At 51.6% G+C, this 20,324-nt stretch carries 19 protein-coding genes; 11 read left to right on the top strand and 8 right to left on the bottom strand.

The features are described 5' to 3' along the window. The first annotated feature begins 64 nt into the window (after positions 1–64). Positions 65–595 carry a hypothetical protein gene (locus tag ABJU74_RS04715; protein ID WP_348385122.1) on the top strand — a complete coding sequence of 177 codons (531 nt, stop codon included), beginning with the start codon at positions 65–67 and terminating at the stop codon, positions 593–595. A gap of 92 nt (positions 596–687) precedes the next feature. Here the strand turns inward: ABJU74_RS04715 and surE are convergent, their stop codons facing one another. Both surE and serS read right to left on the bottom strand, forming a co-directional pair. Beyond that, the gene (gene surE, locus ABJU74_RS04710) at positions 688–1,452 is read right to left on the bottom strand and encodes a 5'/3'-nucleotidase SurE (protein WP_348385121.1); all 765 of its coding nucleotides are present in this window, start codon (positions 1,450–1,452) and stop codon (positions 688–690) included. Next, positions 1,452–2,735: a serine--tRNA ligase gene (gene serS / locus ABJU74_RS04705; RefSeq protein ID WP_348385120.1), complete on the bottom strand. Its 1,284-nt coding sequence runs from the start codon at positions 2,733–2,735 to the stop codon at positions 1,452–1,454. The genes surE and serS overlap by 1 nt, the downstream gene beginning before the upstream one ends. A 143-nt stretch (positions 2,736–2,878) precedes the next feature. Here serS and ABJU74_RS04700 point away from each other — a divergent pair, with 143 nt between their 5' ends. From ABJU74_RS04700 to ABJU74_RS04680, 5 genes are all read left to right on the top strand, one after another. Next, positions 2,879–3,442, top strand: coding sequence for a hypothetical protein (locus ABJU74_RS04700; protein WP_348385119.1), 564 nt, complete (start codon positions 2,879–2,881; stop codon positions 3,440–3,442). A gap of 27 nt (positions 3,443–3,469) precedes the next feature. Continuing rightward, positions 3,470–4,075 carry a hypothetical protein gene (locus ABJU74_RS04695; RefSeq protein WP_348385118.1) on the top strand — a complete coding sequence of 202 codons (606 nt, stop codon included), beginning with the start codon at positions 3,470–3,472 and terminating at the stop codon, positions 4,073–4,075. A gap of 684 nt (positions 4,076–4,759) precedes the next feature. Then, positions 4,760–5,281 (top strand): RNA polymerase-binding protein DksA, encoded by a 522-nt coding sequence (gene dksA / locus ABJU74_RS04690; RefSeq protein ID WP_348385117.1) that lies wholly within the window; start codon positions 4,760–4,762, stop codon positions 5,279–5,281. A 226-nt stretch (positions 5,282–5,507) separates the two neighbouring features. Continuing rightward, the gene (locus tag ABJU74_RS04685) at positions 5,508–5,915 is read left to right on the top strand and encodes a PilZ domain-containing protein (RefSeq protein WP_348385116.1); all 408 of its coding nucleotides are present in this window, start codon (positions 5,508–5,510) and stop codon (positions 5,913–5,915) included. Positions 5,916–5,993: 78 nt separating this feature from the next. After that, entirely contained in the window at positions 5,994–7,034 is a 1,041-nt protein-coding gene (locus tag ABJU74_RS04680) for a CaiB/BaiF CoA-transferase family protein (RefSeq protein ID WP_348385115.1), read from the top strand. Between the two features lie 29 nt (positions 7,035–7,063). Here ABJU74_RS04680 and ABJU74_RS04675 read toward each other — a convergent pair whose 3' ends face one another. From ABJU74_RS04675 to ABJU74_RS04665, 3 genes are read right to left on the bottom strand one after another with little or no spacing between them, the layout of a single operon-like run. Then, positions 7,064–7,792 carry a LytTR family DNA-binding domain-containing protein gene (locus ABJU74_RS04675; RefSeq protein WP_348385114.1) on the bottom strand — a complete coding sequence of 243 codons (729 nt, stop codon included), beginning with the start codon at positions 7,790–7,792 and terminating at the stop codon, positions 7,064–7,066. Then, positions 7,789–8,949 (bottom strand): histidine kinase, encoded by a 1,161-nt coding sequence (locus ABJU74_RS04670; RefSeq protein ID WP_348385113.1) that lies wholly within the window; start codon positions 8,947–8,949, stop codon positions 7,789–7,791. The genes ABJU74_RS04675 and ABJU74_RS04670 overlap by 4 nt, the downstream gene beginning before the upstream one ends. A gap of 3 nt (positions 8,950–8,952) precedes the next feature. Beyond that, positions 8,953–10,215, bottom strand: coding sequence for a DUF2891 domain-containing protein (locus ABJU74_RS04665; protein ID WP_348385112.1), 1,263 nt, complete (start codon positions 10,213–10,215; stop codon positions 8,953–8,955). Between the two features lie 165 nt (positions 10,216–10,380). Here ABJU74_RS04665 and ABJU74_RS04660 point away from each other — a divergent pair, with 165 nt between their 5' ends. From ABJU74_RS04660 to ABJU74_RS04640, 5 genes are all read left to right on the top strand, one after another. After that, positions 10,381–11,676 (top strand): MATE family efflux transporter, encoded by a 1,296-nt coding sequence (locus ABJU74_RS04660; protein WP_348385111.1) that lies wholly within the window; start codon positions 10,381–10,383, stop codon positions 11,674–11,676. Positions 11,677–11,948: 272 nt separating this feature from the next. After that, entirely contained in the window at positions 11,949–13,319 is a 1,371-nt protein-coding gene (locus ABJU74_RS04655) for a cell wall hydrolase (protein WP_348385110.1), read from the top strand. Positions 13,320–13,445: 126 nt separating this feature from the next. Beyond that, positions 13,446–14,819 carry a 3-deoxy-7-phosphoheptulonate synthase class II gene (locus ABJU74_RS04650; RefSeq protein WP_348385109.1) on the top strand — a complete coding sequence of 458 codons (1,374 nt, stop codon included), beginning with the start codon at positions 13,446–13,448 and terminating at the stop codon, positions 14,817–14,819. 3 nt (positions 14,820–14,822) lie between these two features. Next, a complete protein-coding gene (locus ABJU74_RS04645) occupies positions 14,823–15,056 on the top strand; it encodes a hypothetical protein (protein WP_348385159.1) in 234 nt (77 codons plus the stop codon). A gap of 102 nt (positions 15,057–15,158) precedes the next feature. Continuing rightward, positions 15,159–15,707: a hypothetical protein gene (locus ABJU74_RS04640; protein WP_348385108.1), complete on the top strand. Its 549-nt coding sequence runs from the start codon at positions 15,159–15,161 to the stop codon at positions 15,705–15,707. Between the two features lie 5 nt (positions 15,708–15,712). Here the strand turns inward: ABJU74_RS04640 and ABJU74_RS04635 are convergent, their stop codons facing one another. Genes ABJU74_RS04635 through ABJU74_RS04625 form a run of 3 tightly spaced genes read right to left on the bottom strand, consistent with a single transcriptional unit; the run spans position 15,713 to position 20,119 of the window. Further along, on the bottom strand, positions 15,713–17,995 hold the full coding sequence (locus ABJU74_RS04635) for a CHASE2 domain-containing protein (protein ID WP_348385107.1): 2,283 nt from the start codon (positions 17,993–17,995) through the stop codon (positions 15,713–15,715). 58 nt (positions 17,996–18,053) lie between these two features. Continuing rightward, positions 18,054–19,421, bottom strand: a complete 1,368-nt coding sequence (locus ABJU74_RS04630) for a FecR domain-containing protein (protein WP_348385106.1) — start codon at positions 19,419–19,421, stop codon at positions 18,054–18,056. A 2-nt stretch (positions 19,422–19,423) separates the two neighbouring features. Next, a complete protein-coding gene (locus tag ABJU74_RS04625; RefSeq protein ID WP_348385105.1) occupies positions 19,424–20,119 on the bottom strand; it encodes a response regulator transcription factor in 696 nt (231 codons plus the stop codon). Positions 20,120–20,324 lie beyond the last annotated feature (205 nt).

Raw genomic sequence — 20,324 nt, 5'->3', positions numbered from 1 at the left:
CATCAGGCCATCGGAGAATAGTACCAAAGAAAGACATCCAATCGCGAATATGAGCAAGCAAAATATGGCGAAGCAATCCAAAAAAAACGTTCATAAATTGGTTGCCAGACTTGGGCCCTATTGGAAAATGGAAGCATCCGCAGTGATCTTAATCCCGGCGACAATGGCTTTGATAACCAAGGCCAATCTTGGTTGGGCGACAATTATTTCCAGTTTACCCATGATGCTGATGCTGGGGATTGGTGCCCTTTATTGGCGAGGCAAGCTGCTCCGCCTGGTGAGGTCCGATTATGATTTTGCAAGCTTAATTCATGCCATTGCAAGAATAAGAACTCCGGTCCAGATACTGACCCTTATCGCAATCATATCAACCGCCTTCGCTTGGATAATACCAGGCTTTGCAGTAGGACAACCCGATAAAATATGTGCCACCATTGCCGCTGTGCTGGCAGTTCTGGAATATATAAATTACTATCACCGGCAATTACAACATTTCGACAATGTCGCAGATTTTCAAAGGCTACTGACCGGAAAAGGGTTTCGCCAATCCCAAATGGCGCGCGATATCAGAGCAATTAGCTTCAATCGGAAATAATGAGCATATTGCGCATCCAGCGGAACGTTGGGCATTTGCAGATAATCGCTCAACAGAATGGAAAAACCAACCAGAATCGTAAGCGTGAATTCTTACTTATAGAGCTTGCCGAGCATATCCATGGATTCATAATGGGTCAGGTCGAGATGCAAAGGTGTGATCGAAACATAACCATCGGCAATGGCTTCCAAATCTGTACTATGAGCCGGGGTTTCAACCATCGGGCCGAGACCGAACCAATGATATTCAAACCCGCGGGGATCGCGATTGGTGACAATTTGTAGACGTCCATAATCACGGATGCCTTGGGAAACCACGCGAATGCCTTTTACATCACTGGCCGGCACGGCAGGAAAATTGATATTGATTAATGTGCGATGGTCCATACTTTTCTTGATCAACGGCCGCAATACCCGTTCGCCCCATTGCAATGCTGCTTCGAAGGGCACATCGTCGGCCATGTCACCGCGCGCATAACTTTGACTCAAGGCGATAGACGGGATCCCGGCGAGAGCACCTTCCATCGCCGCAGACACCGTCCCGGAATAAGTGACATCCTCACCCAGATTTGCACCGCGATTCACGCCAGAGAGAATAAGATCCGGCGGCCCGTCTTTCATAATTTTGGCAACGGCGAGCATCACGCTATCGGTTGGCGTACCGTCGACCGAATATTGCTGATCCCCGCGTTGGCGGATCCGCAAAGGCCGCGTCAGCGTCAAGGAATGGCCGGCTCCTGAATTTTCATCCGAAGGGGCGACAATCCATATATCGTTCGAAAAATGCTGTGCAATATCGAGCAGCACCTTCATCCCCGGGGCATCAAATCCATCGTCATTGGTCAGCAAAATACGCATCAGTTTGCAGGCTCCAACTTTTCAACCCCGCCCATATAGGGCTTGAGTATGTCAGGGATAAGAACGCTCCCATCTTGTTGCTGATAATTTTCCAATATCGCAACCAACGTCCGGCCTACGGCGAGGCCAGAACCGTTCAGGGTGTGAATAAAATCCGTACCCTTGGTTTCGCCCTCGGCCCGGAACCGTGCATTCATCCGGCGGGCCTGGTAACTGCCGCATGTAGAAACGCTGGAAATCTCACGATAAGCACCTTGACCGGGTAGCCAGACTTCCAGATCGATGGTCTTGCGAACCGTCGCACCAAGATCACCCGCACACAACATCAGGTTACGATAGGGCAGCTCCAACGCTTCCAATATCGATTCAGCCGAATGCAGCATATGCTCAAATTCGCTTTCGTCTTGATCCGGTTGTGCAACCGTAACCATCTCAACCTTTTCAAACTGATGCTGACGAATATAGCCTTTTGTATCTCGGCCTGCAGAGCCAGCCTCAGATCGAAAACACGGCGTCAACGCCGTCATCCGCAACGGTAAATCAGCACCATCCAAAATTTGCTCCCGCACACTATTGGCAAGACTGGTCTCGGCGGTGGGAATCAGCCAACGGCCATCAGTGGTCTGGAAAAGATCTTCGGCAAATTTGGGCAATTGCCCGGTGCCAAATACAGCTTGTTCGCGAACCAATAGCGGCGGCGCGCATTCGGTATACCCGTTTTCCATTGTCTGTTTGTCAATCATGAATTGACCAATGGCGCGTTGTAACCGCGCCATTTGACCGCGAAGAAAGGCAAAGCGCGCGCCAGACATCCGGGCGGCTGTTTCAAAATCCAGACCAAGAGCGGGTCCAATATCGCTATGTTCGCGTGGCTCGAAATTAAACTCTCGCGGTGCGCCCCAGCGCTTAATTTCAACATTATCGTCTTCATCAGCGCCATCTGGCGTTTCTGCGCTAGGAATATTCGGCAAAGCATTGACCACATTTTGTAGCTTTTCCGTTGCAGCCCGCGCCTGCTCCTCTAGCGCCGGCAGGCTAGTTTTGAGTTCAGAAACCTCGGCCATGAGCGCCTGGGCGGTTTCTTCATCCCCCTGGCCTTTTGCCTTACCAATGGCTTTGGAAGCTTCGTTGCGCCGCGCCTGGCCTTCTTGCAATCGGGTTGCGAGACTCCGATTCTCTTCATCCAGCGCCAAAATCGTAGCTGCCACCGGTTCAATCCCTCGGCGGGCCAAGGCGGCATCAAATCCAGCCGCATCTTCTCTTATCATTCTCAGATCATGCATGGCAAGACGCTATGCCGAGACACGCGCTCCGGTTCAAGTGCTGAGCGGAGCAAGTGTCACAAAAAAAGCGACCCAAATTAACGGGCCGCTCTTTTTATTCGATAAAGACCGTGGCTATTTAAGCGGCGACAGCTTTCTTAGCTTTGCGGCTTCGCGCGAACAAAGCCGCTGCGGCTGCGCCGAAGAGCAAGACGACTGGTGGCGCGGGAACCGGAGTTCCGCCCGTTGATCCACCGGTTGATCCGCCGCTGCTCGCGCCAGAAGATGTACTCGAACTGCTGCTCGAGGACGTCGAACTGGAGGAGCTGTTGCCACCAAAGCTCGAAGACGTGCTGCTGGCCCCGGATGAGGTTGAAGTCGAGCTAGACGATCCGCTGCTACCAGTCGAACCGGTGCTGCCGTTTGAACCACCGTTGCTGGACGAACTGGAGGAGCTAGAAGAACTCGAACTGGATGATGAGCCGCCGGATGATCCGCTGCTGCCGGTTGAACCAGTGCTTCCGGTTGAGCCCGTGCTGCCGGTTGAACCTGAGCTGCCGTTCGATCCACCACTACTGGAACTGCTCGAGCTGCTTGATGAGCTAGAGCTGCTCGATGAACCGCCGGAAGAACCCGAGCTACCGGAACTGCCTGAGCTACCCGAGCTACCGGAAGAACCGGTGCTTCCTGTGCTGGTGTTTCCGCTACTGGTCGACGTACCGGGATGACCACTTGACGTGTTGCCGCTAGAGGTCATGCCACTGGACGTATTGCCGCTCGAGCTCGACGAACTGGAACTGCTCGAAGAGGACGAACTGGAGCTGCTCGATGAACTCGAAGAACTGCTGCCTCCGGTTGAGGTGCTGACACCGCCGGTGGACGTGCTAACGCCGCCGGTAGAGGTACTGACACCACCTGTCGATGTACTCACTCCACCGGTCGAGGTGCTGACACCGCCGGTGGACGTGCTGATATTGCCAGAAGAGGTGCTGGTCGAACCGCCGGTCGAGGTGCTGGAAAAGCCGCCCGTGGACGTGCTGGACGAGCCGCCCGTACTGGTTAACCCACCGGTTGATGTGCTGGTTGAACCGCCAGTGCTTGAAAAACCGCCGGTTGATGTACTGGTCGAACCACCGCTGGTCGAGCTACCACCCGAAGATGTGCTGGTCGAACCGCCACTGCTGGTGGACGAAATGACAACGGAACCGCCGCCTGATCCGCCGCCGCCGCCGAAAAAGCCGCCAAAGAAGCCGCCGCCAAAGCCGCCGCCGAAACCGCCGCTGCTACCGCCGATGACAACTGGGACTGATCCACCGCCGCTTTCCAAAACTGGAATCTCAGGCAGAGGAGGCGGGATGTAAGCAGGAGCCGGAAGAGGTATAGGCTGTTGAGGAGCCTGCGCAATGGTGACCACCGATGGCGCACAGGCTGTCACGGTCTTCGTCACCGTCCGCCGGATGCGTTTCACCTTACGTGCCGACTGGCCGCGTTTCAGAACACGCGCTCGAACGTTCTTTTTCTTGGTGACCTTTTTGATATAAGGAGCCGCTGGTGCTTCTGAAACATGCACCGCACCGCCTCCAATTAACGCTCCGCCGCAAGTGCAGGCGCATAATTTTGCTAAAGCCATCCGTACCGACATAGTATTCACTCTCTTCCGCTTTGGAACCGTTGCTAGGGGCCAGCAATTATCTGCAAGGTCTCTGTTCGGGGTTCCGACAGACACCAAAAGCGCAGAAGACAATGATCATCACAATTGCGTTAACCTTGATTCCAGAAGAAAAAGCACAAAAATCCTTACCAACCTCTCTTCAAGCAGAGTTAATGTCCCGAATTGGAACCCTTTACACAGCATATATTATATTGGCGGCGGCAAATTTGCGGAAAAAGCCCTTCTTTTCAATGGGAGTGAGTCGCAGGGATTCGCGCCATGATAGCGGCGAAAAGGCTCTTTTTTTCTCTAGATCGCTAGAAAAGGGGAATTTGTTCAGCTGCGACAAATTGCATCTTGTCTAAGGTGAAAGCCGAGTTTATAGGCCCGATTCATGACCGCGCTTTCGGCGCCCCATATTGGGCCGCCGGGCGAAAGTTGGAGAGTATATTTGGCGTCCACAGCGAACAAGAAATCCGCCTCCGACGGTGGTTCCAAAAACGACATAGTGCTCGATGATGGCTATCGTCCTAGTGCGGACGAAGAATTTATGAACGAGCGTCAACAAGCCTATTTCAAGCGTGCATTGGAACGCTGGAAGCAAGATATTATTGAAGAATCCAAAGAAACATTGGCGCATTTGCAAGACGGGCCGATCCAAGAAGCGGATTTAAACGATCGCGCGTCCAGTGAAACCGATTGGGGCCTGGAATTGCGCACACGGGACCGGCAGCGCAAGCTCACCTCCAAAATTGATGCGGCCTTGCGGCGACTGGAAGAAGGCGAATATGGTTATTGTCAGGTTACTGGCGAACCCATTTCCCTCGAACGGCTCGAGGCTCGCCCCATCGCAACCATGAGCGTCGAAGCGCAAGAAGCGCATGAGCGGAATGAGAAAATCTCGCGAGATCAATAGCTTTCGCTAATTTGCTATACGCCTGATATGTCTGTTGGCTTCATCCCCGGTTGCGTCGAACAGCGTTAACAAGCGCGATAGGGCCTTTATCCTATCAGCCACATTGTTTGCGAGCGATGGCATCTCCTGCGCAAACAAGTCGAACTATATTAACCAATTTTCCACCTTTTCTGCTCTATTATCCGTGGCGAGCTACAGAATTTTACATTTAACCCGCGGGATTCACATGAGAGAACCTTTTGACGATAATTTGGGAAAAAACAGCCAAACCAGTGGCCAACCCAAACGTGAACTCGATCGTGATAGCCTGTTTCTCAAGGCGGTTCTTCGCTTTGTAAACGGGGACGATTGCGGTGAAGTTCGCATTCGTAATTTGTCGGCAGGCGGGTTAATGGCAGAGGCTCCTGTCATTGCGAAGCGAGGCGACAAAGTCCAGTTGGAACTGCGCAATATTGGCCGTGTATCCGGTTATGTCGCTTGGGTTGCACAAGGCCGTCTCGGCATTGCCTTTGATCATCCGATCGATCCAAAATTAGCCCGCAAACCTGTCGGACAAACCAAGGTAGAATTGCCGCATTATTTAAAGCAGCATAACAAACAGACGCCCCTCCGCCATGGGCAGCGTCCACGCTAAGACATAGCATAATCTGCTTGATTAGAATCTGGCACCTGCATAGGACTGTTTAATCGTTTGATTAAATAGGAGCAGAACATGGCCGGACCTCTGGCAGGTATTAATATCATTGAATTTGCAGGTATTGGCCCCGGTCCTTTTTGCGGGATGATGCTAGCAGACCAAGGCGCGACGGTGACGGTGCTCCATCGCCCCGGCGGCGCACCGGATGGACGGCTGGCCTTGTCACGTTCACGCAAGCTGGTAGAGATAGACCTGAAATCTCCAGAAGGTATCGCGCAGGCCCGGCAATTGGTGCAACAAGCCGATGGCTTGATTGAAGGCTTTCGACCCGGTGTCATGGAACGCTTGGGCCTGGGACCAGATGTGCTTTTGAACGATAATCCCAAATTGGTGTACGGACGGATGACCGGTTGGGGGCAATATGGTCCGCTGGCTCATGCTGCTGGCCATGACATAAATTATATTTCCATTTCTGGCGCATTACATGGCTATGGCCGAGCGGGCGATAAACCAACACCGCCAATAAATATGGTGGGAGATTTTGGTGGTGGTGGGATGATGCTGGCCCTCGGCATGGTATCCGCTTTGCTGCACGCCAAAACCGGAGGCGTGGGGCAAGTTGTTGACTGCGCCATGACCGACGGATCCGCGGCATTAATGGCGATGATATTTGACTTCCACAATATCGGTCAATGGCGAGATGACCGCGGCGTCAATTTGCTCGATACCGGCGCGCATTTTTATGACAGCTATGAAACGTCGGATGGAAAATATATCTCAATTGGTTCCATCGAACCCCAGTTTTATGCCCAATTGCGTGATGTTGCCGGGCTCAAGGACGATGCTGACTTTGATGCTCAAATGGATCCGAAATCTTGGGGGCCATTGAAGGATAAACTGACCAGTTTGTTCAAAACCAAAACTAGGGAAGAATGGTGTGGATTGATGGAAGGAACGGATATTTGTTTCGCTCCAGTATTGTCATTGGCAGAAGCAAAACAGCATCCGCATAATATGGAACGGGAGACATTTGTGGATGTAGGTGGGCATTTACAGCCCGCTCCGGCGCCGCGCTATTCCGTCACCCAATCGGACAAGCCCAAGCCCCCGGCTTAGCCGGGCGCGGCGGGTTAACATGCGTTCGGTCACCCGCTAATCGCGCCCATCACAGTGGGAACATAGCTTGGGCCGATGGTCAGTTCGGTATCATCTTGCAAAATTACATATTTGCGGCGGCCTCTGCGGCGAATATCGCGGATAAAATCCCGGCGCACCGCCGCCGAACGATGGATGCGCAGAAACATTGCCGGCGGCAATCGCTCCAACAAAGATTGCATGGCTTCATGCACCATGTAATTTCTGTCTGCTAAACATAAGCGCATATAGTCACGGTCGGCAGCGATCCATTCAATATCAGCGCTGCTGATCTGGACCGTTCCGCGGCCGTCTTGTACCCAGATCCGATGCTCGGCCTTTGCTCGGCGTCCGCTATGCATTTGCCGCTTCAAACTTACCCGGTCAAACGCTTCGATCAATTCGCATTCTTTGACCGGTTTCAGCAAATAATCGGCGGCGTTGAACCGAAATGCATCCGCAGCATATTTGCTATGGGCTGTGGTGAAAATAATTTCTGGCGGCTGGCTAAACTGTCGGCATTGATCGGCGACCTCCATGCCAGACAAATCCGGCATATCAATATCGAGCAGCATGATTTCAGGCCGATCGCGCGCAACTATGTCCAACGCCTCCCGTCCACCGCCTGCAAGATCAATATGATTGACATTGGGCAACCGTCCACAAAGCGATTGAATCCGGGTGCGGGCCAGCGGCTCATCATCGACAATCAGAACGTTAAATTTTTCTTCCGCAATCATAAGCAATAATCTCGGAAAATCTGATTTTCATCGGGAATGATGATGGTGGCAACAACTTTCTTATTCTTGTCATTGCCAGCAAATAATGCCGCTGCCGGACCATAAAGCGCTGCGAGCCGTTCCTTGATATTCGCCAGCCCTGTTCCGGTACTGCCATTCTGTTGATAATCCGCCCGCATTTTTCCTTCATTGGCCACGGATAGTTTCAAATGGTCACCATCGCGAGCCGCAACAATGCGGATACAGACGGGTTCACACGACCGCGCCACCCCGTGTTTAATGGCATTTTCGATCAAGGGTTGGATGATCAAAGCCGGGATTTTCCATTTGCGCACATCCGGATCGATTTTCACATCGATACTCAATCTATCGGGAAAGCGGACCTGTTCAATCTCAAGATAGCGAATTTGCTGCGCAATTTCCTGCTCGACGGTGATCATGTCAGCGCCATAATCATTTAGCACCGCACGCATATATTCAGCGAGACCATCGACCAGATTTTCAGCTGGGCCATTTTTCTTATCGATGATCAAACTGCTAACCGAATTGAGTGCGTTAAATACAAAATGCGGATTAAGTTGGTAGCGCAGCGCCCGCATTTCACTCTCGCGCGTGGCCCTTTCAAGATTGCGGCTGTGGATCAATGCCACCTGGCTTTTTCGGCTATTGGCCAGAGCCAAGTAAATGCCGCCCCAACCCACCAACATGAGATAATCGACAAAGGCCGTATCGAAGAAATGCGACAAAGCCTGATGTTCTGAAACCCCATGTACGGTTCCAATATATTCCAGAATCGGTCGCGGATAGGCCAAGAAAAGATCGGTTAAATACGCTATTCCCAGGGCGAGAAATATTGTTGGGATGGTCAAAATGAACACCATCGAGGCGGTTCGCTCACCGACCATGATCAACAATCGATAGAGCGCCCAGGTCACCGTCACGGCGATAATCGCGGTCACCATATGTACGATTAAATCATGACTATGATCGGGCGCGCCCCACAAGAGCGCTCGGATCGCATTGACGATAAAATAAGCGCTCCAGACGCCCAAAATGGTCTTTACTGCCAAATCTATATTGACCGGAAAAATCTTGTGCCAGAACGGCGATACGGTGGGAGCCAAATTTTCCGGAACAGGAAGAGAGCGGGCAGCCATTTTTTATTCCGTTGCCGGTTTCTTTTCAGTCAGTTCAGCTGACGCCGGATCGGTTGCTTTAGCCGATTCCTGAGAAGCGGTTGGACGGTTTAAGCCGCGTTCGGTTCGCCAATAGGTCGCGAAACTGGCCAGCCAATGGCTTCCTGCATAATGCGGCGTCCGCACCGATTTTTCTCCCGCATCGCCATGCGCTTTGGCCGCCGCCAGCAAGGCCGATTTCCGTGCATCTCCCGCGGGCAAAGCCGTTGCTATGCCTTCCAACGCCCAAGCCCGGGACAGATTAACCCCGTCCAGATGAACCAACTTTCCATCCGTGGGGTCGTTAACAATGCCGATAGACAACCACTCATCGCTGCCATCTTCTGGAATTTGCGGCAAAAACCGTGTGAGCCAATCGGCAAATTCGGCATCCGTCATCACCCGCCGTATCAAGTCTGCTTCCATCAAACATGGCGACAGAAAATCTTCCCCGGAAGGCTCATAAGCCAATGGGCAATTCCGATCCTGTTGATGAAAAGCGAGGCTTTTATCGGTGATTAATCGTTCCATTTGCGTGTCTTCTTGGGTCCGCGCCCAATCCAAAATCAAACCAAACGCGAAAGCCGATTGGTTATGCGTTCCCAAGCGAATGGGATAAGCCAGTTTCGGAACCCAAGTCTTGATCCGGTTCGCGATTATCGTTTCTAGCGGCGTCAAACGATCAAGCCAGATTTGCGCTTGGACTGCCTTGTCGTCCTCACGCTGCGCGATTTCTGTAAGCTCGGCGGTGAGTTGCAAAAACCAGGCAAGACCATAAGGCCGTTCAAAGGAGGCGCGTCCCTCCTGATTAAAATAGGCCAATTCACCAGCTATTTTCTCTGTTGTGAAATTATTGTCGAGCGCAGCTTTAATTTCTGCATCCATTTCTGGAACAGCATCCTGTCCCCACAGCCGCGTCAGCAACCAATGGCCGTGCACCGCGCTGTGCCAGTCAAAGCAACCATAGAAAACCGGAGTGAGTTCCACGGGCTGCTGAACATCATTAGCGCTGTTCATCACATGACTGATTTTGTTGGGAAATTGTTTGTTGATACAATCCAATGCGATGCGGGCATAAGCATGTTCGGGTTTTCGGGGGGCCTGAACATTGTCCGCTGGATCCGGCGCAATATTTTTCCTTTCAAAATATCCTTGCTCAGACCGATCTGATTGTCCTTCCTCTTCATTGACGGAACAGGCCGATAAAATTGTTATCGTCAAGAAAAACGCGAATAGACGTGCAGGCATAGAGGGCTCCTAAATGTTCGCATGGAACATAGAGGGGATTTGACCTTATGGCAAAACGCTATAGGGCAAATAGCGCAAAGAATTTGGTCGATTCCGGCCAAGATATTCATTTTTCAGGATCATATTATTTCTAGCTCATCCGCTCTTTTTCTAACTGGTAGCCCTATGCGCCATATTACCGTGATGACATTGACCGCCAGCATTGGTCTTTTGACCATGTTTGTCGTGGATTTTGTGGATCTGCTTTACATCGCGCAATTGGGGGACAATGCGCTCACCGCCGCGATGGGCTTTGCGGCGACAATTTTATTCTTCGGAACCGCCTTCAACATTGGTTTGATGATTGCCGCAAGCGCTCTATCGGCGCGAAAAATTGGTCAAGGCGATACCGATTATGCACGCCGTTACCTGACGAATATTTTGGCGCTGAGCATGATACTCATCATCCCGCTTGCAATCATCTTCTTTGTCTTCGCGCCCGAGATACTGGAGCTTGTAGGCGCTAAAGGGACTACGAAAGAAGCCGCGACCGGCTATATCCGAATAGTTGCGCCGTTCATGCCCTTCAGCGTGACAGCGATGGTTTGTTCAGGGTTCCTGCGCGCCCATGGCGCGGCGCGACGCGCAATGAATGTGACGTTGAGCATGGGCATCGCCAATGCGATTTTGGATCCCATTTTCATCTTCGGATTGGGTCTCGGCGTCAATGGCGCCGCGATGGCGACAGCCTGTGCGGCGATTGTCTCCTCTTTGCTGGCGACCATTCCGATCATCCGTTTTTATGGCGGCTTTCAAAAATTGTCCGTGCCTTTTTTCAAGCAGGACTTGAAACCGGTTCTGGCAATTTTGCTGCCGGCAATCATGACCAATGTTGCCACTCCGGTCGGCGGTTTTATCTCTTACCGGTTCATCGCGAGCTATCCCGACGAAGTGATTGCGGGATTTGCGGTAATGGGCCGCGTTGTGCCTGTCGCATTTTGCTTGCTCTTTTCTCTTTCTGGCGCGGTTGGTCCGATCATCGGTCAAAATTTTGGTGCGCTGCAATTTGAACGGATTCGTCTGACCATCAATCAAGCAACCGGCTTTGCGCTGGGTTATACATTGTTGATCTGGCCGCTGCTGGTCTTGTTTCATGGTCCGATTAGCGACGTGTTTCAATTGCAGGGAGAAGGCCGCGATGTTTTCTGGATCTTCGCGGTTTATCTAACCCCCCTATTCTTCTTCAACGGTATTTTGTTCATCGCCAATGCTGCCTGCAATAATCTCGAACGCCCGTCCTGGTCGATGATCATGAATTGGCTTCGCAACACGCTCGGCATATTGCCCTTTCTGTGGATTGGCGGAGCGCTTTATGGTTTGGAGGGCATTGTCATCGGTCCCGCTATCGGCGGTGTCTTGTTCGGACTGATTGGCTTTTACATCGCTAGCCGGCTGGTTACGATGCAAGAATCGAATCACTAATCGCAAAGCTAAACCGGCCGAAATAGCCAGTTTCAAGCCTTGGCAATGTCCTGCCCACCAATTGATTTTAGGGGTTTATCACGGGGTTTAAGCAATTTACCGCAGAATTACGACGTTAACCAATTAACCCTAGATAGCGCCCCGTCCCATCTTGAAACAATCGCGAATTGATCCGCATCTTGCGCCCAAAAGCCTGTATTTCTCAGCGTTCCAGCCCAGAAGGGCAGCTACAGGTGTATTGATCAATTTCCGTTCGTGTTCCTCCCCCCTATGTGCCGCAACTTGGCAGCGGCGGTTCGGCTCTTGTCGGACCGGCAGGCTATGCGGTTACGCCGTCTCCCAATTACCAAAATGAGCAGCAATCCGAACATCGAAAAGACAATCCAAAACCGCAACGGCAAGCCCCTGCTGTTGCCCAGCCGAAAACAGTTGTCAGCGCGTCGATTCCAAATCCTAGCGAGAAAAAATCGGCTTGGACAATACCATCCTGGTTGGTCCTCAACATCCGAGAAAGAATATTGCTCGGGCTACTGATCTTCAGCCTGCTGATGGTTCCGGCAACTATGCCGCAAGCCAGCCTGGATGCGCAGCAATATAATCCCAGCGACCCCAATTTACAGCCTGTGGAACGCGCCGAAGAAAATTTTGCTGGATCAGCTTTTTACTTTATTGATCCAGGCTATGCCATTCCGCAAAATTATGCGGACTTGGCGATCGATCCGTTAGCAGAGCAAGGTGATAACGGGTTAGACGGTTTGCTGACATCCGGTGGAAGCGACCCAACCGCTGGCCGAGACCGGACTGCCTCCGCCCATTTGATCCAGCCTGTCGCCTTTCGTGCATCACTGACGGATAATAGCCGGGCGCTACAATGCCTGACCTCTGCCATTTATTATGAGGCCGGCCTTGAACCTGATGCCGGACAACGGGCTGTGGCGCAGGTCGTGCTCAACCGCGTGCGCCATCCCAGCTATCCGCGCACCGTTTGCGGCGTGGTTTTTCAGGGCAGTGAACGCAGCACCGGTTGCCAATTTTCCTATACATGTGACGGGTCACTTCGCCGGAAGCCGTCCAATTTCCATTGGAATCGCGCCAAGAAAGTTGCCGCCTTAGCGCTATCCGGAAAAATTGCTTCACCGGTCGGCACCGCTACCCATTATCACACGACTGAAATTTACCCCTATTGGGCGCCCAGCTTGCGTTTCCTGGGCACTATCGGCGCTCATCGATTTTACAGCTGGAAAGGCCGGGCAGGTCAAGCCAAAGCGTTTAGTCAAAATTACCGGGGCGGCGAACCATTGCCAGCACCCAAGCCGCGTAAATATAACCCGGTTCCTGCTTCTGCGTTGGATCCGATTGCTTTAGAAAAAGCCTATGAGGCCGGACGGCGCAAAGCGCAGGAAGAAGCCGTTAAGGCTGAAAAAGCAGCGGCTCTGGCCGCCGACAATGCACGGCGCCACAGTCTCCCAACGCCAGCGATTAACACAGGCGCACCCAAGAGCTACCAAGCCCCCAGCTATAGCAAAGAGGCGATTAAAAAAGGCGGTGAAAAAGCTTTTGCAGGACAGAAATTACCGGATGTTGGGCGCATCAAACCGGAATACCGCAATGCCGGCACGTGGAAAAACAAACCGGGAAGTTGACGGTTCCAAATTTACCTCGGTTAGTTTCGGACGCAACCAATACGTGCTTTTGCTTGCCATTGCCCTTGAATCGAGCCTAAAGCCACCCGATTTTAAATGAAGAACCCAAAATATTGGAGTATGCTCATGGCGACAAATTGGACGCCGAACGGTTGGAGAAATTTTGAAGGGCTGCAAATGCCCGACTATCCCGATGCTGGAAAGCTAGCGAAAACGGAAGAGCTGCTTGGTACCTATCCGCCCCTCGTCTTTGCCGGTGAGGCCCGCAGCCTGAAACAGGATCTCGCAGAAGTTGCCAAAGGCAAAGGGTTTTTGCTGCAAGGCGGTGATTGCGCAGAAAGTTTCGCCGAATTTCATCCTAATAATATCCGCGACACGTTCCGGGTCATTTTGCAAATGGCCGTGGTCCTTACTTATGCCTCCAAAATGCCGATCGTGAAACTGGGCCGGATGGCTGGGCAATTTGCCAAGCCGCGATCTGCACCAACGGAATCGCAAAATGGGATTGAAATGCCCAGTTATCGCGGGGATATTATCAACGGTATTGAGTTTGAAGAGACCGGCCGTCAGCCTGATCCCGATCGGATGGTGCGCGCCTATAATCAAGCCGCCGCCACTTTAAACTTGCTGCGAGCATTCTCCACCGGCGGCTACGCCAATTTGCAACAAGTTCATGGATGGACACATGATTTCATGAATCGCAGCCCTTGGGCAAAAAAATATGAAGAAATGGCTGACCGCATCGGTGAAGCGCTATCTTTCATGGAAGCCTGCGGGATCAACCCGGACACTGTGCCGCAATTGAAAGCAACTTCATTTTATACCAGTCATGAGGCGCTATTACTGCCTTATGAGGAGGCATTGACCCGGCAAGATAGTTTGACCGGAGAATGGTATGACACAAGCGCTCATTTCTTGTGGATTGGTGATCGCACCCGTTTTGAAGGCTCGGCCCATGTTGAATTTTTGAGAGGCATTGGCAATCCGATCGGGATGAAATGCGGCCCATCGTTAAAAGCAGATGACCTTTTGAAAATGCTGGATCTGTTAAATCCAGCCCGCGAAGCTGGCCGAATTACCCTGATTTCCCGCTTTGGGCATGATAAGGTGGAAAGCGGCCTCGCGCCTCTCGTCCGGGCTGTAAAGCAAGAAGGACATCCCGTGATCTGGTCCTGTGACCCGATGCATGGCAATGTCATCAAATCCGACAGCGGCTACAAGACGCGGCCCTTTGAACGGATCTTAGCTGAAGTGCGCGGTTTCTTTGCAGTTCACCGCGCCGAAGGCACTTTTGCCGGCGGCATACATTGCGAGATGACCGGGCAAAATGTAACGGAATGCACGGGCGGTGCCGTCGCGATTACCGATGCCGCGCTCGGAGACCGTTATCATACCCATTGTGATCCGCGACTAAATGCAGCGCAATCGTTGGAATTGGCTTTTCTCTTAGCGGAAATGCTCAATCAGGAATTGTCCGACCGCGCGCAGGAAGCCGCTTGATCCATGGCTGAAAAAATCAGACCCGAACGCATGCGACCGGAAGATTATGCCCAAGGAGAATCACCAATGAGCCGGGGTGCCACTTATGTACGCAAGGAAATTGTCAGCAAAGGCGTAGGCTTTGGCAGTGCGCTCGCTATTGCTATTAGTTTTACGACGCACAAGTCTATAATCTGGGCGATTATTCATGGCTTTCTATCCTGGCTCTATGTCATTTATTACGCGTTGACCCGATAGGCGCTAAATCCCAAAATAGACGAATTGATTCCCTATTGTCGTGACATTTCAAACGGATGTTACTATTGTAACATCCGGTCAATAAAATGCTCGGGGATAGCTATGCGCCGCCTTTCTATCATGATGATACCGATTGTCGCGCTATGCACCAGTTGCAGCGGCCCGATTGAGACCCGCATCAAGACCCAGTCCGGCGCGACCTTGCCCGCACAAAAACAGTATAATTTTACCGCCAAGCCGGAACAAGACAGCGCCATTTACCAGACCGCACGCAAAGCCGTTGCCGCCGCATTGGCCGAGAAAAACTTTTCCATGGCAGATGATGCCCCGATTTTGGTCCATATTGCACTGGCCAGTCGCCCGGCTTCGATCGCATTGACCAAAGGATCGGAAGATAATCTGAAAACCATTGCTGCTCCAAAAAAACGCAAGCCGTTGCAATCATGCGACGATGTTGAGCATCGCTTGATCATCAACATGGTCAACAGCGCGGATGGCGCCACCGTTTATTTCGGCAGCGCCGCCGAATATCATTGCAAGGGCACAATGAGCCAATCCTTGCCGCATCTGGTCAACGGCGCTTTGTCCAATCTGGGTCGAAGCGATTCCGTCAATGAGGAAAAAACGCGCACCCGTGCTGGCATTGAATGATATGTTCAGTCGCTCTCGTCCGGTTCCGGCGCGAGCGGTAATAAAATTGTAAACCGGGCCCCTCCATCACGAATATTTTCGGCTCGAATAGTGCCGCCATGGCGCTCGATCACGGCAGCAACGAAATTCAATCCCAAACCAGCGCCGCGCACCGTGCCTTTAGAATCTGCATCATTGCTGACGAAACGATCGAACAGCTGATCTAGCATATCATCGGATATCCCTTCTCCTTGATCGGTAATGGTAAGAGAAACAAACGGGTCCTGGTCGAGCAGAATATCACGAATGACAATCGCGATTTTGCCTTTGTCAGGACTGTATTTAATCGCGTTATCAATCAAATTTGCGAAGGACCGATAAAGACTGGACGGCTCACCGACAATAAACGCACCATCCGACTGATCTTGAACGGTTGATTTTATACCGCGCTGTTTAGCCAAAGGCCAAAGGCTATCATTGGCTTCAATCACCAGATCCGATAGTAAAATATCTTCGCCGGAAAATTCACTGGATTTGATCCGCGCCAATCCCACGAAATTATCCGCCAAGGCCAATGTGCGCCGCGCATGGCTTTCGATGCGCTTGTGATTATCGGTGGGCTTCTCGCCATCCAACAAGGCCAATATCGCCGCTTGCGGGGCGCGCATGTCATGCGACAAGAGCTGCAAAACTTCTTCCCGTTCTTGTGCCGCATTGGCAACAGCCGTGATGTCGGCCAGATAGTGAATATGCCCCCGCAATTGACCTTCATCAGACAATACTCGGGCTCTGCGCATTGCAAAGACTTCATCATTTAGCGAAATGAAATCAACATATTCATTTTCGCGCATTTGCTGATCAAGCGCCAGATATTCTTGCACCTCGGTCAGATCTTCAGGCACCACAAACCGATGGAGCATATCCACCAAGGCCAGATCTTGGGCGCCATCTTCGATACCCGCTTGGGCCAACTTGTTCACAAATTTCACTTTGCCATCAAGATCCGTCACAAACATGGGATCCGGCAAATTGGTAAGCGCGTCGGAAATAAATCGCCGCAAATCCCTCACATGCTGAATTGCATGTGCGAGCTCTTCTGCTTGCTCGGTGACGATATCAACCGGACCCAGCGGGGTTTGTAAGACCGGTATATCCGGTGTTTCCAGTTGATAGTTGCGCAGCTGATCATCCATGAAATCACTGGTCGCTTGCAAGCGCCGCCAGCCCCAAACCGGATAAACCAGCGCCAGCCCTACCAAAGCCGCACCGGGAGCAAACCAGATTTGGAAGGATAATAATAATGCGCTGGAAAATAATATGAACACCACCAATCCCACCGAAACAAATATGATTGTCCGCGGACGCCAGCGCCAAAACCCGATTAGCAAGATCCACGTGGGAACCAAGGAGAGCAATAGCTGGGTGCCCCATGACACCGGCGCTCGAAAATTATCTGCGGTAATATTGCCAAGCATATTGGCCATGATTTCTACGCCAGCCATGGTTCCGCCATCACCCAGCGGGACCGGATGCTGATCACCCAAGCCTTGCGCGGTGGCGCCAACCAATATGGTTTTATCGGTCAAAAAGGCTGCCGGAATTTCTCCGTTCAAGACCGCTGCATAGGAAATTTGGGCAAAGGAACCCCGGTTCGTGTAAGACATAAGCAACGAGCGCTGGCAATCATCCTGACGGTCAAAGACTGGCGAGTTTACGCCATGCACACCGCGATAAACCTGTTCCATGAGATGTGGCCAAATTGTCATGCTTTCGGAAATGGGTGTAGTATCTCCAAAACACAGCGCAGTGCGGCGCACCACCCCATCCCGATCAAATTGCAGGTTTACATGACCAACCGCCTGGGCCGCTTGCTTAAACGGTAAAATAGGCTCTTTCACGTCAAAGGCTTGGCCATTGCTGCCGGGAAAAACAAAATGCAATGGAAGGTAGAGATTGTTATTTTTTGCCGCAGCATCCGCCAAGGCTTGATCCGCCTCGGCCTCGCCGGGTTCGCTCAATAAAATATCAAAGGCGATGGCTTTTGGCCGAGCATCAGCAAGGATATTGAGTAATTGGGCATGGCGATTCCGTGACCATGGCCATTTTCCAAATGCGGCAAGGCTATCCTCATCAACCGCAATGATAAGAATATCTTCCGATGCTTCTGGCCGATCATATTCGGACAGTTGATCATATAGCAGATTATCAAAATCGGAGAGGCTGTCCCAATATATAAGCGCTGTGACAATTAACGAGGCGATAATCGCAACACCAGCCCATTCAATCCCCAGGCGACGGCGCAGTTTCATGAACAGTCAGGTCTCCTAAAGATGATTAGGTCCGATTTCAAACCGGGCCATTAAGCCTCTAACCGGCCACCGTCAATTTTTCAAAATCTGTCCATTTCTGGAATATCTCTTTGTCGCTCGGATCCGAGGAATATTGAGTCACGCCAATGCGCCAGAAATATTCGCCATCGGGTAAATCCGACAGGGTGATAACATCTTCCGTCAATCCGGCTTCATCGACAACGGGAAGAGATTTTTTGTCACCCGATAACAGTTGGAAACGATAGAGCCGCTTGCCTTTTCCAGCGCCTGACCATTTGAAGCGATATCCAAAATCGCCTTGGCCAGCTCCGCCGCTTAAGGTGCTCAACTGCCGTTTGAAAGAATAGGCCGCGGGCATGCCTTCAAAACCATCCTTGCTCACCGCCGTCGCTTTGGCGAAATAGCGACCATCTTCAATAGCCGGCAAATCAATGACCGGGCTATCGACCAATTTCTCGGCCACAATATCCACAAAACCGGCGTCAGACGAGATTATTATACGATGCGCCGATGCCGCATCACGCGGAGCGACCGCGAAAGACAGCGTCTCTTCCGATTGTACTTTTGCTGGATCCAAAATCTCTGGCGGCGCGAGCAATTCAGCCGTTTCCAACGCTCCTGTTGTCGTCGCAGCAGCACCGGTACCAGCTGGAACGGCAACAACCTGTGCATCATCAATAGAATCTCCGGCTGCTACATCAACCGCGCCTTCGACGGTTTCGGAAAATGCGGTGCCGGTTTCGCCGTCCACCCGGGTCCGATAATCAGTCCCGCGCACTGCAGAGACAGCAACCGGTGTACGCACACGGTAACGGTCATGTTTCTTGTCAAAAGGCGTTACTTTCGAACGCATACGGCCGCTGTCGACGGCCAGTTCATAGTCAACGCTATCGGTCAGCAATATATGGCGCAATCTCGTGATCCGCATCTTACTATTGGACGGCATGGAGATTCGAGAACCATCTTCCAACTGCAATGTCAGGAAACTCCCCGCGGCAGTTGCCAAACGGCTGCCCTCGGATATTTCGAGACCTTTTGCGGGTTTCAGCGTTTGCCCGCGGCGCGCGATCGAAACATTGCCGCGAAAAGCGCTTAAGCTGGCTTCGCTAGACCTATATTTCAACAACCGAAAGGGGATTGAGACCGTTTTACCCACGGGAATTAGCCGGGGGTTAGAAATGCGGTTCAAGCGTTGAACGGTGACATAGTCAGATTGCTTGCGCATATATTTCTCGGCAAGCGCAACCAATGTATCGCCCCGCTTAAACACATATTCTACACGCGCATTATCCGCAGAAGTTTGCGCCTGCGCAGCAAAGGGAGCAATGGTGACAGGGGCCATCAAGACAAACGAAAATACCCGTAAGGTACGGAATGAAAACGTTTTATTTTTGCCACCGGTCATATTCATACCCCGTTGCTTAAAGTCTCCAACCTATAGCCATAGCCGAAAACGGTGAAAATCCGAAACCCGTTCTCAGGCGTTAGCGACAATTTGGAGCGAATGCGTGAGACATGCATATCCAATGTCCGCGTCGCCAAATGCGCATTGGTCCGCCAAACGGTCTCCATAATATAGCGCCGCGACAATGTACGGTCGCGATTGCGAAACATCAGGTCGGTTAGTTCAAATTCCTTGGCGGTCAGCGATACTTCAGTATCATTATGCCGTACCTTTTGCTCAATCCGGTCTAATATATAGTCACCATATTGCGCGGTTGTTTCCATCGCCGTAGCTCCGCCACCGCGCCTCAGGATTGCGTTGATCCGTGCTGCAATGACATTACGGTCTTCAGGCTTGGTTATATAATCATCTGCACCGGCATTGAGCGCATCGCTAATATCTTGTTTTGCGGTGCGACTGGTCATCATGATGACAGGTGGACGATCATCAACCGCGCCTTCCATCCATTCCAGAATCTCAATTCCGGTTTTGCCTGGCATGTTCCAGTCCAGAATGACCAAATCAAAAGTGTCTCGTAGCAGAGCGTTGGTCAAACTATTGCCATCGCCATATCCGACGAAAACATGCCCCTGACCTTCTACAATTTTGCCTAAGAATTCGATGATTTCATTATCATCATCCGCAATTGCTACTCGCATACAGTTTCCCCGGTGGCGAATAGCAATATTTCACTGCTTTCGCCTTATTAAATTTCCCTACCCGAAGTTTGTTTACCCCTATTTTTGTGGACTTTACCAGAACTACAGTTTGTATTTTACATTCATTTACACAAATCAGGATGAATTCTGTAAAATCGGGGATAAAATCGGCTTTTCCGCTTGAAAATTGTAGCGATGCGCCATG

This window comes from Parasphingorhabdus sp., assembly GCF_039982415.1.
Taxonomy (GTDB): Bacteria; Pseudomonadota; Alphaproteobacteria; order Sphingomonadales; family Sphingomonadaceae; genus Parasphingorhabdus.
The sequence above is the reverse complement of the archived record's forward strand: the minus strand, read 5'-3'. Positions and strand labels throughout refer to the sequence as shown.